6 protein-coding genes are annotated in these 19,825 nt (G+C 41.7%); all 6 read left to right on the forward strand.

The annotated features are described in order from the left end of the window. The first annotated feature begins 475 nt into the window (after positions 1-475). Positions 476-2,512: a non-ribosomal peptide synthetase gene (locus tag ACWATR_RS07320; protein ID WP_460330944.1), complete on the forward strand. Its 2,037-nt coding sequence runs from the start codon at positions 476-478 to the stop codon at positions 2,510-2,512. After that, positions 2,506-7,455 (forward strand): aminotransferase class III-fold pyridoxal phosphate-dependent enzyme, encoded by a 4,950-nt coding sequence (locus tag ACWATR_RS07325; RefSeq protein WP_460330946.1) that lies wholly within the window; start codon positions 2,506-2,508, stop codon positions 7,453-7,455. The genes ACWATR_RS07320 and ACWATR_RS07325 overlap by 7 nt, the downstream gene beginning before the upstream one ends. A 267-nt stretch (positions 7,456-7,722) precedes the next feature. Then, positions 7,723-8,856, forward strand: a complete 1,134-nt coding sequence (locus tag ACWATR_RS07330; RefSeq protein WP_460330948.1) for an acyltransferase family protein — start codon at positions 7,723-7,725, stop codon at positions 8,854-8,856. Between the two features lie 78 nt (positions 8,857-8,934). Further along, complete coding sequence (locus ACWATR_RS07335) at positions 8,935-12,216, forward strand: non-ribosomal peptide synthetase (protein ID WP_460330951.1); 3,282 nt, start codon at positions 8,935-8,937, stop codon at positions 12,214-12,216. Beyond that, positions 12,213-16,517, forward strand: a complete 4,305-nt coding sequence (locus tag ACWATR_RS07340; RefSeq protein WP_460330953.1) for a non-ribosomal peptide synthetase — start codon at positions 12,213-12,215, stop codon at positions 16,515-16,517. The genes ACWATR_RS07335 and ACWATR_RS07340 overlap by 4 nt, the downstream gene beginning before the upstream one ends. Before the next feature lie 394 nt (positions 16,518-16,911). Then, positions 16,912-19,593 (forward strand): FG-GAP-like repeat-containing protein, encoded by a 2,682-nt coding sequence (locus ACWATR_RS07345; RefSeq protein ID WP_460330955.1) that lies wholly within the window; start codon positions 16,912-16,914, stop codon positions 19,591-19,593. The last annotated feature ends 232 nt before the right edge of the window (positions 19,594-19,825 follow it).

Here is a 19,825-nt window from a genome sequence, read left to right on the forward strand (position 1 = left end):
CAAACCATCTCTCAAGTTTTAATTTTCAATGAAGATGTATTGAAAATAACTACGATTTTTAGGAAATAGGTCAGAATAAGAGAACTAAATCTTAGAGTCAGTACCCTTTCACACAAATCTTGTGGGATTGCGGCATAATTTGTTGTGAAATTAGTCTTTTAATATAAGACTCATATTTGATTTTTAAACAAAAGTCAGTACACTTTGTTACTCATTTATCTCAAAACCATATCGTACTCGATTTATATAGCTCACTGGTTTATCCAAAAATCTATATCGTTAATATATAAAACTATCTTTAATATAAATTTTGGAACAAATTTTAATATTTCACTCAGTAATCATTCTGAATTTTGTATATTTTAGTAAGTTACATTAACTGCATCGCTAACACATAAATTTGTTAAGTTAAAAATGCAGCACTAATTAAAAATCACATGGATTGCAAAAAAAATATTTTTTGTGGACATTAAATATGAAATCAATAACTGATTCATTAGCTCAAAATAAAAATAAATTGCTGGCAACTGAGTGTAAACCCTCATTATCAAAAAATAACTTAGAATTAGATAATTTCAAATTACCGATCTTGAAAGAATCCGAAAAGCACCTACTGAACGAGTGGAATAATACTCAAACTAATTATCCTCAGCAAGCGTGTATTCATCAGTTGTTTGAAGCACAGGTAGAGAAAACACCTGATGCTGTAGCACTAATTTTTAATAATCAGCATCTTACTTATAGAGATTTGAATAGTCGTGCTAATCAACTAGCACAACATCTGCAATCACTAGGGGTAGAAACAGAAACTCTTGTAGGAATCTGCATAGAGCGCTCCTTAGAAATGGTTGTAGCACTTTTAGCTATCCTCAAAGCTGGTGGAGCTTACGTACCACTAGATCCAGGTTATCCACAAGAACGTTTAGCTTTCATGCTATCAGATACCCAGGTATCAATACTATTAACTCAAAAAGAATTAGTTGCAAAATTACCTACTCATACAGCATTTGTAATTTGTTTAGATACAGATTGGAATACAATCTCCCAAAATAACAAAGAGAACCTAAACACTAGTGTCACTGCTGATAACTTGGCTTATGTCATGTATACATCAGGTTCTACAGGTACACCCAAAGGTGTTAGCGTTATTCATCGTGGTGTAGTTAGATTAGTCAAAGAAACTAATTATGCTCACCTCACAGATGAAGAAATAATTTTGCAACTTGCTCCTATTTCCTTCGATGCTTCAACTTTTGAAATTTGGGGTTGCTTACTCAATGGTGGGCAACTAATAATCTATCCTCCCCATACACCATCTTTAGAAGAATTAGGACAGATTATTCAGCAATACCAAGTTACTACTCTTTGGCTGACAGCCGGTTTATTCCACCTGATAGTGGATGAAAAAATAGATGCTTTGAAATCCTTGCGTCAACTTTTAGCGGGTGGTGATGTCTTATCTGTTCCACATGTGCAGAAGTTTCTGCAAACAGTGGACAACTGTCAGCTAATTAATGGTTATGGGCCAACTGAGAATACAACTTTTACCTGTTGCCATCCTATAACAGCGCCACTGCAACCAGATGTTTCTATTCCTATTGGTCGCCCAATTGCTAATACCCAAGTTTATATATTAGATCAAAACCTCCAACCAGTATCAATAGGAGAAGCTGGCGAATTATACATTGGTGGTGACGGATTAGCTAGAGGCTATTTAAACCGTCCCGATTTGACTGCCGAAAAATTTATTTTTCACTCATTTGATAGCAATTTAGAAACGCGCCTTTACAAGACTGGAGATTTAGCTCGTTATCTTCCAGATGGCAAAATTGAATTCTTAGGTCGTATTGACAATCAGGTAAAAATTCGCGGTTTCAGAATTGAACTAGGTGAAATTGAGCGAGAAATTGCACAACATCCTGACGTTCGGGAAATTGTCGTTTTAGCTCGTCAGGATGAAGCAGCTGAAAAACAGTTGACAGCTTATATTGTTCCTCACTATAACAGTGGATATACGCACAATAAATTACGTGGTTTCTTACAACAGCGACTACCTAATTACATGGTGCCATCAGCATTTGTGATGTTAGAATCACTCCCTTTGACTGCAAATGGCAAAGTCGATAGACATAAATTGCCAACACCAAGTAGAGAACGTCCACAACTGGAACAAGCGTACATTGCTCCACAAACAGATTTAGAACGTCTGCTTGCAGGTATTTTATCCGAACTTCTCAAAATCGATCGCGTTGGGATTGATGACAATTTCTTTGATTTGGGAGCAACTTCAATCTCAATTCTCCAAGTTGCTGCGCGAATAAAACAGGAACTTGGTATTGAGCTATCTGCTGTGAAGTTATTTCAGTATTCAACGATTGGCTCTTTAGCAAACTATTTGCATTCCAACCAGAATAGCCAACCATCTTCTGACAAGCTGCAAAATCGCGCCCAACGCCAACAAGCAGCTCGGACTCGTCGTCGTAATCATCAACAAGGTGTTAAGCAATGGTAAATATGCAAGCATCCGATAACCAAGATCCTAATGATGGTATTGCCATTATTGGCATGGTAGGAAGATTTCCTGGGGCTGGAAATGTTGATGAGTTTTGGCGCAATCTGTGTGAGGGATTAGAATCAACGACTTTTTTTCAAGATGACGAACTAGACCCTAGTATTGATCCGAACCTTTGTAAAGATCCTAGCTACGTGAAAGCTAGAGGAATTATTTCTGGGGGAGAAACTTTTGATGCTGCCTTCTTTGGCATTAATCCACTGGAAGCTGTGGTTATGGACCCACAAGCCAGAGTTTTTCTAGAGTTGGTTTATGAAGCTCTAGAAAATGCTGGTTATGAATCAGAATCTTTCGAGGGTTTGATTGGTTTATACGCTGGTTGCGGTCAAAATACTTATTTTGCTAGCCACATTTCTGGACGTATGGAAATTGTCGATCGCATCGGCGAGTTTCAGACGATGCTAGCCAATGAAAAAGACTTTTTGACAACCCGTGCGGCTTACAAACTCAACCTCAAAGGCCCAGCCGTCAGCGTCAATACAGCCTGTTCCACTTCTTTGGTAGCAGTCATTCAGGCTTGCCAAGCCTTAACCAGCTATCAGTGCGATTTGGCTTTGTCCGGTGGTGTATCTATGACTACACCTCAAAACAGCGGCTATATGGCTCAAGAAGGCAGTATGCTCTCTGGAGATGGGCATTGTCGTCCCTTTGATGCCAGCGCTCAGGGCACAATGTTCAACAATGGCGCAGGAGTAGTTGTCCTCAAGCGTTTAGAAGATGCACTCAATGATGGCGATCGCATCTATGCTGTAATTCGTGGTTCTGGTATTAATAATGACGGGGCTGATAAAGTAAGCTTTACCGCTCCCAGTGTAGACGGACAAGCAGAAGCCGTTGCAATGGCGCAAGCTTATGCCAACTTTCATCCAGAAACCATCTCTTATATTGAAGCCCACGGTACAGCTACACCTTTAGGCGACCCGATTGAAATTGAAGCGCTGACGCAAGCATTCCGAGTACATACAGATGCTAAACAATTTTGTGCGATTGGCTCTCTTAAAAGCAATGTTGGACATTTAGTTGCGGCGGCTGGGGTAGCAGGATTAATTAAAACTGCTCTCGCCCTGCATTATAAAAAGATTCCACCTAGTTTAAATTTTGAAGCTCCCAACCCCAAGATTGACTTTGCCAACAGCCCCTTCTATGTAAATACCAAACTAGCCGAATGGTCAGAAGGTGAAACTCCGCGACGAGCCGGTGTGAGTTCTTTTGGTGTCGGCGGAACTAATGCTCATATTGTGCTAGAAGAAGCGCCACAAATCCAAAGTTCAGGATCTTCGCGCCCACAGCAGCTATTGTTGCTCTCGGCAAAAACTAGTCAAGCTTTAGAGGCTGCAACAGCGAATTTACAGCAACATTTGCAGTATAATTCCGAAATTAACTTAGCTGATGTAGCTTATACTTTACAGCGAGGGCGCAAAGCCTTCAACTACCGACGCAGTGTAGTTTGTCACGACATCACAGATGCGATCGCAACTCTCCAATCTTTAGATCCAAATCAAGTAAATACCCGGCATATAGAAATTCGCAATCCAGGCGTTGTCTTCATGTTCCCTGGACAAGGATCGCAATATGTGGACATGGGACTGAATCTCTACAACCGCGAACCTGTGTTTCAGGAGGTGGTAGATGAATGTGCTGAAATCCTTAAACCTTGGTTGGGTAAGGATTTACGAGAAATCATGTATCCCGCACCGAGCGATTGCGAAACTGCGGCTATCTCTCTGCGGCAAACCTGCTTTACTCAACCAGCATTATTTGTCATTGAATATGCTTTAGCGCAACTGTGGCAAAGTTGGGGAGTCAAGCCCCAAGCGATGATTGGTCACAGCATTGGTGAATTTGTCGCCGCCTGTATTGCGGGTGTATTCACCTTAGAAGATGCGCTGATGTTGGTTGCAAATCGCGGTCGCTTCATGTGGGAGTTACCAGAAGGGGCGATGCTCTCGGTGCGCCTTCCAGCCAAAGAGGTAGAGCCGCGATTGAGTGCAGAACTAGCGATCGCTGCAATTAATGGTCCTTCCCTGTGTGTAGTTTCTGGTCCCACAGAGGCGATCGCGGCTCTACAAAAACAACTAGAAAGCGAAGAAGTTGTTTGCCGCCATTTACACACTTCCCACGCTTTCCACTCTCCCATGATGGATAGCATCATCGCCCCCTTTGCTGAGGTAGTTGGGAAAGTTAAATTATCACCTCCCCAAATTCCCTTTGTTTCCACAGTTACCGCCGACTGGATTACAGCCCAGCAAGCAACTGATCCGATGTATTGGGCTACACATCTGCGTCAGACTGTGCGATTTGCGGAGGGCGTACAAACTCTATGGCAGCAACCGGAGCGCATACTGTTAGAAGTGGGGCCACGAATCACAACTACGACCTTAGCCCGCCAACAAGCAAAAGATATTAAACAACAGATAGCCATTCCTTCTCTAAGTGATAATGCTGAGAACGAAGCCGAATGGACAGCATTACTTAAGGCAGTAGGACAACTGTGGCTAGCAGGAGTATCTATTGACTGGAGCAACTTCTATCAAAGGGAAACGCGACAACGAATTCCTCTACCTACCTATCCCTTTGAGCGCCAACGCTTCTGGATTGATCCTCCACCTCATCCCAATCGTGCAGCAACTTCCAAACTTTTAAATCCTCATTTATTAGAAAAGACCCAAACTATGACAACATACCTTCAGCAAAAGCTTATTCCTCTGCTCAAAGAAGTTATCGAAGAAACATCAGGATTGGAAATTGCTAGTGTTGACGACTCGACAACATTTTTAGAAATGGGATTAGATTCCTTATCTCTAACGCAAGTCGGGTTAGCTTTGAAGAAAAAATTTAAAGTCAAGGTAACACTTAGGCAGTTACTAGAAATTTGCCCGAACTTAGTAACGTTGGCTGACTTGATCAATCAAGCCTTGTCTCCCGAAACTTTATCTGCACTAGGATTAATAGAAACCGTTGCAGACCCAATTCCAGAAGCACCATTGCCAGAACCTCCACCTGCAAACACATCACCAACTTTGGTAGTGCATGAAGTTCATACAAATGGATCAAATGGATTTGCACCTCAGATTTCCCTGCAACCTGCTGCATCTAGTAACGTCCTAGAAAGTGTGATTAATCAGCAGCTACAAATTATGAGCCAGCAATTGGCGCTATTGGGTAATAGCAGTCAATCTTTAACAGTCCCAGTTGTACCTGCGGTGACATCTCAAAATAATGGTGTCAAGCCACAAAACGCTGTATCTATCCCTTCAACCCAAACCAGCAAAGAATCAGCATCAGTAGAAACAGAGTCAAATGGTGCTAAAAAGGCATTTGGTGCGGCGGCTCGAATTGAAAAGACCCAAACTAAAACTCTAACAGTGCAACAACGCACTCATTTAGACAAAATTATCCAAAGATATACACAACGGACTCAAAAATCCAAAGAATATACTCAAACTCATCGCCCTTATTTGGCAGATCCAAGAACTGTTTCTGGATTTAACCCGACGATGAAAGAGATGGTTTATCCCATCGTGGTGTCTCGTTCATCTGGTTCTAAACTTTGGGATGTTGATGGCAATGAATATGTCGATTTAAGCAATGGCTTTGGCTTGAATTTGTTTGGTTGGTCGCCACCTTTCATTACCGAAGCAATTGAAGCACAACTGAAACTCGGCATGGAAATTGGCCCGCAAACTCCCTTAGTTGGAGAAGTGGCAAAGCTAATGTGTGAGTTGACCAACTTTGACCGAGCAGCTTTTTGCAACACAGGTTCGGAAGCGGTGTTAGGAGCGATGCGGATGGCACGCACCATCACAGGGCGTAACTTAATTGCCATCTTTTCTGGAGCTTATCACGGTATTTTGGATGAAGTAATTGTTCGGGGTACAAAAAAACTCCGGTCAATTCCTGCTGCTCCTGGTATCCCACCCGAAATGGTAGAGAATATTTTGGTGGTAGACTATGATTCGCCTGAGTCTCTAGAAATCCTCAGAAGTAGGGCTGATGAGTTAGCAGCAGTAATGGTGGAATCCGTGCAAAGCCGTCGCCCTGAATACCAGCCCAAAGAATTCCTCCAGCAATTGCGTGATTTCACCGAAGAAGCTGGTATTGCCCTAATTTTTGATGAAATCGTTACCGGATTTAGAATTCATCCAGGTGGCGCTCAAGCACATTTCGGTATCAAGGCAGACATAGCAACCTACGGCAAGATTGTGGGCGGTGGGCTACCAATTGGAGTCATTGCTGGCAAATCACAATATATGGATGCTTTGGACGGTGGATTTTGGCAGTTTGGCGATGACTCCGTTCCAGAAGTAGGCGTGACTTACTTTGCCGGCACATTCGTCCGCCATCCTCTCGCACTAGCAGCCGCCAAAGCAGTACTTCAGCATTTAAAACAGAGTGGCCCCAGCTTGCAGCAAAATCTTAATGCCAGAACTGATAAGTTTGTAGCGGAACTTATGGGCTATTTCCAGCAAGTTCAAGCACCGTTCACAGCCTATAATTTCGGCTCCTTGTTCATGGTGAAATCTGCACCAGAGTTTGCCTACGGAGATTTACTGTTTTACTTGCTGCGGGATAAGGGAGTGCATACTTGGGATCACCGTCCTTGCTTCTTGACAACAGCCCATTCCGAAGCTGATCTGGCTTTTGTAATGGCAGCTTTTAAAGAAAGTATTGCTGAAATGCAGTCTGCTGGATTCTTGTCTGCACCGCCGATAGAAGTAACAAATTGCGATCGCAATGGATCAGAAATTACCAATAACAGCCTACGCAATCGTCCTCCGCAACCTAATGCCAAATTAGGACGAGATCCCCAAGGGAACCCCGCCTGGTATATCCCCGATACTGAGCGACCTGGGAAATATCTACAAGTTGCAAGTGTTTCCTGAAGTGTTTTTAAACAGCAATTTTCTTCAAGAAAGTAGCAAAAAATCTGCCGATATTAAGGTTTTGAGAGCTTCCTTTGAGAAAAATTTACCTCACTTGGCTATGAATTAATCGATAGTTGGACATGAGGTTGCACCTGTTACATTCCTTTGTTTTGGTCAGCTTGTCCTGACCAAAACATAAATAACTGGTGACAAGTATATTCAGGAAACAAGCAAATCATAGCCAAATACTTACATTTAACTCATGATTAAACTTAAAAATAATCAATGTATAAACACATTAAGCCTCTTACTTCTCTACGCGGTATAGCAGCTTTATTTGTTGTTATACACCATTTCTCTTATTACACTTTACCTAAAAATGGTTCAACTTTATCAGCCTATAGCGATTTTTTTAAAAATGGATATCTATGGGTTGATTTTTTCTTTATTTTGAGTGGTTTTATAATGACCCACGTTTATGCTGGGGATTTTTCATTAAAGGTTAACTTGTCTAACTATCGCTCATATTTATTATCACGTTTTGCTAGAATTTATCCTCTGCATATATTTATTTTGTTTCTGTTTGTTGGATTAGAAATCATAAAAATATTTTTACTAGATACTTCTGCCTTTACGGGTAAATTTAACTTAACTGCCCTTTTTGCTAACGTTTTTCTTCTACAAGCCTTCGACTTAAATTGCCCACCTTTATTTTGGTGTGATACTTACTGGAATGAACCTGCTTGGTCAATTAGTGTAGAGTTTTTTATTTACTGCATATTTCCATTTTTATTATTCTTATTGTTAAGAAATAGCCCCAAAAACGATTTAATAATTTATAGTTTTGCTCTCATTAGCATATTACTACTAATTGCCTTTACCCGTGGCAATTTAGATAGTATTATTGGCATACCTTCGATAGCTAGATGTGGGCTAGAGTGCATACTCGGCATTATAACTTACAAAGTATATTATAGAGGTAATTATAAAAAGTATTTCAATCTTAATTTACTGGTAATTATAGCTATATCTTGGATAATTCTGATTATGAATTACTACTGGAATTATTGGCGTAGCCTTCACGACTGGCTAGTTTTGCCAGCTTTTTGTCTACTGATTTTATCTTTATCTGTAAACAAGAATGGTGTAATATCAAAGTTTTTAAGTTCACGGTTAATGCTATATCTCGGCACTATATCTTACTCAATTTATATGATTCATTGGTTTCTTCAAGAATTGTTAAAAATATTTTGGCTTTATGAATTTCATAAAGCTTTTGGCAAAGGGTTCACAGAATATGAAACATTGACATCTTTAGGAGCATTTCTTATGATTGTATTATTGACTGCATCATTGACATATAGATTTGTAGAAGTTCCTGCCCGTAATTATTTAAAATCTACAATCTTTGCTAAATAATGAATTGAACGTTAGTAGTTTATCAAGACTGATTTAAATTTAACCACATTCAATAAACTGAGAAAATAATAGAGTTTTATGAGCTTATCACCTGTAGATTACCAATCCAGATTAACTGCGGTTGATTTTGATCCTTTTGCAAATGGAGAATTACTTCTAACCGCCCCTGCCACAGAATCACAAAAAGAAATTTGGGCTTCTGTGCAAATGGGGGATGCTGCCAATTGTGCTTATAACGAATCCCAATCTCTGAGACTCAAAGGCGAACTTGATGTCAAAGTTCTCCAGTCTGCGATTGAAGAGTTAGTACAACGTCATGAAGCACTACGGACAACTTTTAGTACCGATGGCAATACACTCTGCATTGTTGCTTATCGGCAAGTTGAAATTCCTATTATTGATCTTTCTAACCTGGAACCACAGGAAAAACAGGAAAAATTAGCTAGTATCTTGCGACAAGAGGTAGAGCAACCTTTTGATTTGGAACATGGGCCGCTATTTCGGGCAAAAATTGTCAAATTGCAGGCGCAGGAGCATCTAGCTACTTTGACAGCACATCATATTATTTGTGATGGTTGGTCTTGGGCAGTGCTGATGCCAGATTTGGGTAAACTTTATTCTGGCTTGCAGCAGGGTATTGTTCCTGAATTAGAAGAACCAGACTACTTAAGTGAATATGCGACTTTGCAGGAAGAAGAGGCGAATAGTCCAGAAGCGATCGCCACAGAACAATATTGGTTGCAACAATTTGCTGACTCTGTACCTGTTGTAGATTTCCCCAGCGATCGCCCCCGTCCACCACTTAGAACCTTTAACGCCGCCCGCGAAGATTGGCATTTAAGTCCCGAAATAGTTGCCAACCTCAAACAACTAGGAACAAAACTCGGTTGTAGCTTTATGACTACTATCCTGGGAGGATTTGAGGTTTGGCTACACCGTCTAACAGGGCAAAACGACTTAGTTGTTGGGATTCCAGCCGCCGGACAAGCTGCTTTGGGTCAATATAATCTCGTAGGCCACTGTGTAAACTTATTGCCATTGCGTAGCCAGATTGATGGCGAAAAATCTTTCAGCGACTACTTGCGATCGCGGCGATCGGCTGTTTTAGATGCTTACGATCATCAACAATTTACCTTTGGTAGTCTGGTCAAAAAATTAGTTTTGGCACGGGATTCTAGCCGTATTCCCTTAGTTCCCATTACATTTAATATCGATCAGGGTTTAGATAGTGATAAACTCCCCTTCACTGGGTTAGAAGTAGAATTTTTCTCTAACCCCCGTTCCTTCGAGAATTTTGAACTGTTCATCAATGCTACGGAATTACATGGTCAGATGACCCTGGAATGTCAGTACAATACTAATTTATTTGACGCTGACACTATTCGCCACCGGATGGCAGAGTTTGAAACTTTGTTATTGGGTATAGTTGCTAACCCCAATCAAAGTATTGCTAAATTGCCAATTTTACCAGCAGTTGAGCAACAGTTATTAGCAACATGGAACCAGACACAAACAGACTATCCCCAACATAAATGCATTCATCAGTTATTTGAGGAGCAAGTAGAACGCACCCCTGATGCTGTGGCATTGGTATTTCAAGAACAGCAGCTTACTTATCGAGAGTTAGATATTCGCGCCAACCAATTAGCGCAATACCTGCAAACATTAGGAGTAGGTGCAGATGTTCTTGTGGGAATCTGCGTCGATCGCTCCTTAGAAATGGTAGTAGGTCTTTTAGGGATTCTGAAAGCAGGTGGAGCTTATGTACCGCTAGATCCGGGTTACCCGCAAGAACGCTTGGCCTTCATGCTTTCAGACACCCAGATCAAATTACTGTTGACTCAAAAACAGCTAATTGACAAACTACCTGCTCACGCAGCAAATGTAATTTGTCTAGATACCGACTGGGATACTATCAACCAAGCAACACCAGAGAACTTAATTAATAATGTCAAGGCTGACAACTTGGCTTATGTAATGTACACATCTGGTTCTACAGGTCAGCCCAAAGGTGTTAGTGTTATCCATCAAAGTGTAGTTAGATTAGTCAAAGAAACTAACTATGTAAGCCTTACTACCAAAGAAGTATTTCTGCAAATTAGTCCTATCTCTTTTGATGCTTCAACTTTTGAAATTTGGGGTTGTTTGCTTAATGGTGGAAAACTAATAATATTCCCTCCCCATACGCCATCTTTAGACGAATTAGGGCAATTTATTCAGCAATATCAGGTGACAACCCTGTGGTTAACGGCGGGTTTATTCCATCTAATAGTCGATGAGAAAATTGATGCTTTAAAACCCTTACGCCAACTCTTAGCAGGTGGTGATGTTTTATCGGTTCCCCACGTCCAGAAATTTCTTAACACAGTAGAAAACTGTAAACTAATTAATGGTTACGGGCCGACAGAAAGTACAACTTTTACCTGCTGTTATGACATTACAGCACCACTAAAGTCAGGCGCTTCTATTCCTATTGGTCGCCCTATTGCTAATACCCAAGTTTATATCTTGGACTCTCATTTACAACCCGTCCCGATTGGAATCACAGGTGAGTTGTATATTGGTGGCGATGGTCTAGCACGAGAATATTTCAATCGCCCGGATCTGACGGCTGAAAGATTTATTGCCAATCCCTTTAGCTCAGATCCCCAATCACGCTTATATAAAAGTGGAGACTTAGCTCGCTATTTGCCAGATGGAAAGATTGAATACCTGGGCCGGATTGATAATCAGGTAAAAGTAAGCGGTTTCCGCATAGAATTGGGTGAAATTGAAATCGCACTTTTGCAATATCCGGCAATAAAAGAAGCTGTAGTAATTGTTCGAGAAGATGCTCCTGGTGAGAAATTACTGGTTGGTTATTTTGTCGCAGAAGTTGGTCAAGATAGCCCGCAAATAATCTCCGAGTTACGTCGATTCTTAAAACAGCAGCTTCCTGAGTATATGGTGCCCAAGATTTTTATGGCACTGGAAGCCTTGCCGCTAAATGCTAACGGCAAAGTTGATCGTCGGGCACTACCAAAGCCTGATTCTTTCCGTCCAGAACTGGAAGCAAATTATGTAGCGCCTCGCACTGTCATTGAGCAGCAGATTGCAGATATCTGGACACAGGTTTTAAATGTCAGGCAGGTTGGGATTTACGACAACTTTTTTGAACTGGGTGGATATTCTCTACTAGGAATTCAAGTGGTTTCTCGACTGCGCCAAGCCTTGCAAGTAGAAATTCTCATGTCCAATTTATTTGAATTACCAACAGTGGCAGAATTGGCTGAACGAGTGGAAACTCTGCGTTGGGCAACCCAAGGAGTTCAGGCTGCTGATAGTGAAACAGCTGATGATTACGAGGAAGGTGAGCTATGAAAACATTAGATGAACTACTCTCTGAACTACGTCAGCGCGATGTCAAACTTTGGCTAGAGGGCGATCGCTTACGCTATCGGGCGGCAAAAGATAGTCTCACACCGGAATTGCTCACCGAGTTAAAAACTCAAAAAGCCGAAATCATCAACTTTCTGCGACAAATTACTACAGCCGCAAGTTCACAGATTCCCCCAATTGTTGCTTGTGAACGGAATGGCAACTTGCCGCTTTCCTTTGGTCAGCAACGGATATGGTTCCTGCATCAATTTGAGCCTAATAGTTCCTCAAATAATATGCCCGTTGTGGTGCGTTTGACGGGGAATCTCAATGTTGCTTTCTTAGAGGAAAGTTTGCGAGAAGTCGTTCGCCGCCATGAAGTTTTGCGGACAACTTTTCCAGCAGTGAATGGCAAGCCCTCTCAAGTAATTGCTACTGATGTCTCCTTGACGCTGCCAATAATTGATTTGCGGCAAGTACCAGATGAACAACGGGAGGCGGAAGCTCTCTTACTGGCAACTAAAGAAGCTCATCAACCCTTTGATCTCGCCAATGGGCCGATTTTGCGGTTGCTGCTGCTGCGATTGAGCGATCGCGAGCATCTGCTAATCTGGAATATGCACTGCATAGTTTGTGATGGAGCTTCTTCTGATATATTTTATCAAGACTTCACCACCATCTATAAAGCATTGTCGGCGGGAAATGCTTCTCCTTTAACTCCCTTACCAGTGCAGTATGCCGATTTTACCAATTGGCAATATCAGTGGCTCCAAGGAGAGGTTTTAGAGTCACAGGTAAACTACTGGAAGCAAAAGCTAGAAGGCAATTTACCGATCATTGAGTTACCTTACGATCATCCGCGTCCTCATGGTGTGCAGACATATCGGGGCGATCGCGCTGCCCTGCTACTATCAAAGACGCTGAACCATGCCCTGACAGACCTGAGTCAAAAATGGGGTGTTACCCTGTTTATGACTCTACTAACAGTGTTTGAGCTATTGCTCTACCGTTATTCTGGACAAGAAGACCTACTCATTAGCTTTGCCAGTGCAAGCCGGGGACAAGTAGAAACCGAGCGGCTGATTGGATTTTTCTCTAATACTCTTGTAATGCGGGGTAACTTAGCAGGAAACCCAACTTTCCGACAATTGTTAGACCGCGTGCGTAAGGATTGCTTAGAGGCTTATAGCCATCAAGACTTACCCTTTGAGAGATTAATTGAAGAACTTAGACCAGAACAACAAAGTCGCAATAGTTCGTCTTTATTTCAGGTAAAGTTCTCCCTCAATCCTCCTTGGTCGAATGGTCGGGGGATGGGAGCAGTGCAACTACCTGATTTGACGATCACTTCTCTATTTGGTTACATCTATCATGGCAAGACCAAATACGATCTGACATTAGTCTTGCGGGAACAGGATAATGGTCTGGGTATGGTATTTGATTACAATGCCGAGATGTTTGATGCCAGTACCATAGAGCGAATGTTGGGACACTTCAAAACTTTACTTGAAGGTATTGTTGCTAATCCCGATCAGCCGATATCTGAATTACCTCTGTTAACAGCAGGTGAACAACATCAAGTGTTGGTTGATTGGCATGGCAAGCAAGCAGATTATCCCCAGAATAGTTGTATTCATCAGTGGTTTGAGGCTCAAGCTAAACGAACTCCAGATAATATTGCAGTAAGTTTTGAAAATCAGCAACTAACCTATCAGGAACTCAACCAGCGTGCAAATCAATTAGCCGACTATTTGCAAACTCTAGGGGTAAAATCGGGGGTACTCGTCGGTCTTTATGTAGAGCCTTCGCTAGAAATGATTGTGGGGCTGTTGGGTATTTTGAAAGCTGGGGGAACTTACGTATCCATAGTTCCGACATCTGGGCAAGATGGTCTGGCTTTCATTTTAGAAGATGCCCAAATATCCTTAGTGTTAACCCAAAGCTCATTGGTTGAGAAACTCTCTGAGCATCAGCTACAAGTTATCTATTTGGATAGTGATTGGAAAGGTATCGCACTACACGCGACCGAAAATCTACAATATTACATCACAGATGAGACTCTAGCTTGTGTGATGTATGTGTCCGGCGGTAATGGAAAACCCAACGGTATAGCCATTACCCACCGTAATCTCGTCACCCACAGCCTAGCAATCAGTGACACTTGGGAGTTGACTCAGAGCGATCGCCTCCTACTCTTACCTAGTATCACTTGCAATTCTTTCATTGAATCATTGTTCCCCACTTGGATTGCTGGTGCTACTGTAATTCTCCAGTCTCAAGAGCTACAATCGACAGCGCAGTTTTTCCCATTCATTGCTCAACAACAGATTACCGTTGTTAATCTACCTACTTATTTTTGGCATCAGTTAATTAAAGAACCGTCTCTATCTCCACAAACCTTGCCAGTCAGCTTGCGCTTAGTCATGGTTGGTGGTGAAAAAGTCTCACGTAATGCTTATTTAACTTGGGTAGAAAAAGTTGGCAAGCAAGTACGTTGGCTTAATGGCTATGGATCGCTAGAAACGACTTTAACCGCCACGGTTTACGATCCGGCAACTGCCACCGAAGCCAGTAACACTCGGTCAGAAATTCCTATAGGAAAAGCGATCGCCAATACAAAAATCTATATTCTCGATCAGCGATCGCAACCCCTGCCAATTGGTGTTACTGGCGAAATCTACATCAGTGGTATTGGTGTTGCACAAGGCTACTTTAACCGTCTCGAATTAACATCTGAGAAATTTATCCCCAATCCTTTTAGCAGCGAATCTGGGTCATACCTTTACAGAAGTGGCGACTTAGGACGCTACTTAAGTGACGGCAATATTGAGTTTATTGGCCGCCTAGACAATCAGGTAAAAATTCGCGGCTTTCGCGTTGAGTTGACTGAAATTGAGACAATTTTGAGTCAATATCCAGGCGTGCAAAAAACTGTGGTGATTCCCAAAGAAGATGTTCCTGGGGATAAACGTTTAATTGCTTATGTTGTCCCCAAAGAAGGGGAGACTTTTGGGAGTGAGCAACTACTAAGTTTTCTCCAGCAAAAGTTGCCTGAGCATTTGTTGCCTTCTGCCTTTGTTATAGCTGATTCTCTGCCATTGAATGCTAATGGTCAAGTTGATCGCAAAGCTTTACCTGCGCTCAATCCAACTAATTCTAAAATAGAAAAAATATTTGCTACAGCAGAAAACCCTTTACAACTTCAATTAACAGAAATCTGGGAAAATGTTTTAGGAGTTCATCCGATTGGAATAACAGATAACTTTTTTGATTTGGGTGGACACTCGCTGCTGGCAGTACGTCTGTTTTCTGAGATTGAAAAGATTGTAGGCAAAAACTTAGCTCTATCTATACTTTTGCAAGCCCCAACTATTGAGCAATTAGCTAATATTGTTGAGCGAGAAAAATCCTCAAAATCTGGGGTTGCTGCGACACCAACATCTGATGTCAAGTCTGAAACATCAATTCCTTGGTCATCTTTAGTAGCTATCCAGCCCAACGGTTCTAAGCCTCCTTTCTTCTGTGTACATGGTTTGGGTGGAGAAGTTCTGCGTTTCCGGGAATTGGCAGTGCATTTAGGATCAGATCAACCATTTTATGGACTGCAACCACAAGGGTTAGATGGAAAGCAACTTCCTTATACCCGAATTGAAGATATGGCAGCGCACTACATTCAACAAATCCAGACTATTCAGCCCCATGAGCCTTATTTGATCGGCGGATATTCCTCTGGGGGGATAATTGCTTACGAGATGTCTCGGCAATTAGTCATGCAAGGGAAGAAAGTAGCTTTACTAGTTTTATTTGATACCTACGGTTCAAGAAAGATTGAATCTGTGCCATTGCAAAAGCCAGCCTCTCACCATTGGAAAAGTCTTTTAGCAATTGCATATAACGGTCTTATTGAGCAGGTAAAAGGAAATACAGAGCGGCTTAAGTATCAAATCAAAGAGATACTCTGGCGGATTGTCTTTCACTTTCACCTGATTCTCGGACGCCCCTTACCTTACTCCAACCGGAAATACATGGTGGAAGAGGCCACCAGACAAGCACTCAGAAAATATGTTCTACAAGTTTACTCAGGTCGAGCAACCGTATTCCGAACAGAAGATGGTCTTGTAGTTGGACAACGAGAGGCTGATGCCAAAATGGGTTGGGGTAAATTGGCATTAGGGGGAGTGGATATCTATGATATTTCTGGGATTCATAATTCCATTTTTAAAGAACCCCATGTACGATCTGTGTCCGAAAAAATGAAGGCTTGCATAGATCAAATTATTGCAGAAAGTAACTCAGTGAAGTAAAAAACTTAACTCTATAAGCCAGATATAAAGCCTATTTTGCTTCTCACTTCTGACTCTTTGAACTTCGTTACCTGATTAAAGTTATTTCTGAATTCTGTTTTAGTGATAGCTTTCCAACCTCATCTCTCTTGCGGGATGGGGTTGTTTTATTTGCGAGTAAGAACTTTTAAAGGCGGCTTGATATATGTGTAAATGCGATCGCTAATAAAGCCTTTGCATCAGTTATAAACAGGATTGTGATAAGTGTATTTACTGAGGGCTTATCTTGTTTTATACAATAAACTATATAGTGCATTCCTCACCTTGCTAGCAAAGAATATTACCTTTATTAACTATCTTTCAATCTCCATAAAAACAGGTGTGAGGCAACCAAATATCATACTTCAAAACAATTATGACCGCATCATTTACCAATGCCACTAACTTCCTAGCTGGAACAAATCCCACTTCCGTTACGGTGGAAGATATTGACGGTGACGGTAAAAAGGACTTGGTGGTAGCTAATTCCGGTTCCAATAATGTCTCAGTGCTGTTGAATGATGATAATGGCAGCTTTGGCACTGCCACCAACTACCCATCTGGTGGCAGTCCTAGTTTGGTTGCTGTAGCCGACTTTGACGGTGACAGCCAACTAGACTTTGTAATAACGAACTTTGCTGATAACAATGTCTCGGTGTTGCTGAACAATGGCAGCGGCGGCTTTAACGCTGCCACCACCTTCGCAGTCGGGACAAGTCCCCGTTCTGTTGCTGTGGAAGACTTTGACGGTGACGGCAACCTGGACTTGGTAGTAGCTAATTCCGGTTCTAATAATGTCTCGGTGTTGCTGAACGATGGCAGTGGTGGCTTTAACGCTGCCACTAATTTCACAGTTGGGACAAGTCCCCGTTCTGTTGCTGTGGGAGACTTTGACGGTGACAGCAACCTGGACTTAGTAGTAGCTAATTCCGATTCTAACAATGTCTCGGTGTTGCTGAACGATGGCAGTGGCATCTTTAATGCTGCCACCAATTTCACAGTCGGGACAAGTCCCCGTTTCGTTGCTGTGGAAGACTTTGACGGTGACGGCAACCTGGACTTAGTAGTAGCTAATTATAGTTCCAACAATGTCTCTGTGCTACTGAACAATGGCAGTGGCGGCTTTAACGCTGCTACCACCTTCGCAGTCGGGACAAGTCCTCGTTCCGTTGCGGTAGCAGATATTAATGGTGACGGCAAGCTGGACTTGGCGGTAGCTAATTCCGGTTCCAACAATATCTCTGTGCTGCTGAACGATGGCAATGGCGGCTTTGGCACTGCCACCAACTTCACAGTCGGTTCAAATCCTGAGTCCGTTGCCGTGGCAGACTTTAACGGTGACGATAAGCTAGATTTGGTAGTAGCTAATTCCGGTTCCAACAATATCTCTGTGCTTCTAAATAGAGACTTGATGTTGAATGTTAGCAGTGTAGATGAGAATGTGGCTGCGGCAACTTCAGTTGCCACTTTCACCACTAGCTTAGACATCAATGAGGAGTATACCTATAGTTTAATAGCGGGTATTGGCGATACTGATAATACTCTCTTCACCATTGTTGACAATAGCCTACAAATAAATAATTCCCCCAATTTTGAAAGCAAATCAATTTACAACATTCGGGTAGCCAGCACCGACCTTTCTGGATTTATCTTTGAGAAAGATTTAGTTATTAATGTCAATGACCTCAACGAAAAGCCTACAGACTTGATATTTAGCGCTATCAGCGATGACGATGACGACGATGATGACGACGATGATGACGATGGTGGTGATGGAGATGATGACGACGATGATGATGATGATAAAAAAATCATCGGTATCTTCAGCACCATTGACCCAGATAAAAACGATAAGCACACTTATAGTTTGGTAGCAGGTAGTGGCGATACTGATGCATTCATCATCGAGGGAGATAGCTTAAAAATTAAATCTGAGGCGACTAAATCTAGTTACAACATCCGCGTTCGCACTACTGACCTTGCTGGACTTTCTTTTGAAAAAGATTTAGCTGTTAATATTGATGGCTTTGGGTCTACTACAAATACCCAGATAACAACAATTTTTCAACTGGTCAATATTACTCAGAATATCTTTATCGTCAATAGTAAAGTTAAGGGTAAAAAAGGAAAGCTCTCTCTTAAGATTAAAAACAACAATTCTAAAGAGGTGAATGAACTGTGTGTATTTGCTGTTGACGATGATGAAGGTAGAATTAACGGCATAGCACCTGGTGCAGAGGGTTATACGCGAGTTGCTTTAGAGCGTTCAAAGGTGATTTTTTCCTCCATTGCTAAACTGCCCAAGGGTTTTAAGAATGATGACCTGAAAAATATCTTAGAATTCGAGTCTGGTACTAAGCTCAGATTCTTTCTGATATCCAACAGTACAACTGGGGCTGTACTGTCTGGAAAAAGTTCTTTCTCAAGTGTCGTTTTTTCTTCAGCTACAAGTAACAACACAGAAGAGGAAGGATTTTCTCTCAACTTCAAGGATTTCACTGTGACAGTTCAGACAACAGAAGAAGAGGTATCTTTAGGTACTGGTTTGCAAGGCAAATATCAAGGTGAACTGATTGATTTACGAAGTGTGACGCAGTTAGTAACAGCCGAGTTTACAGTCAACAGAGAAGCAGCTTACAACAACTTTGTCGGCTTCTATCAAGTGGCTGATGAAAATGGTGGGATTGACACCAATGGTGATGGCAAAGCAGATATTCTCGTTGGACAGGCTGGTTACGCCCAAGCCGCTGTGAGTGCGCGTGTTACAGGCATTGACTTGGTAGCGGACAACCAAGGTACTGCAAATTACACTGGCACTTTCGGGCCGAATTCTTTGTTTGCACCATTTATTATTGTGGATGGTAAACCCGATGCTATTCTCAATGGCAATGGTAATAAGAAGGTTTACTTCTCATTCTTGGGCGCTAACTCAGATAAAGTAGATCACATTCGACTGTTGGGAAATAACACCTTTGGTTTTGAAGATTTGCCAAATGGTGGTGATAAAGATTACAACGATGTGATTGTGCAGGTAAAATTGAGTGTTAATCCTGCCTAGTATTAAACGCGAGTAATTACTTAGCAAAATCAAACAACCTCATCCCGGTTGCGGGGTGGGGTTGTTTAATGCATGGTGATTAAATTGGCTTGATATTAATTAAACTAGTGAATTTACTGAAGGCAGTTATTGTCTTTCCTTCATAAATTTAATGGTTGATTCCTCTAGGGTGACAAAAATCTTCACCTTTACTTTTCCAGTTAATTTTTATTAAATTAAGCTACCAAAAAGT

The organism is Nostoc sp. UIC 10890, assembly GCF_054786515.1.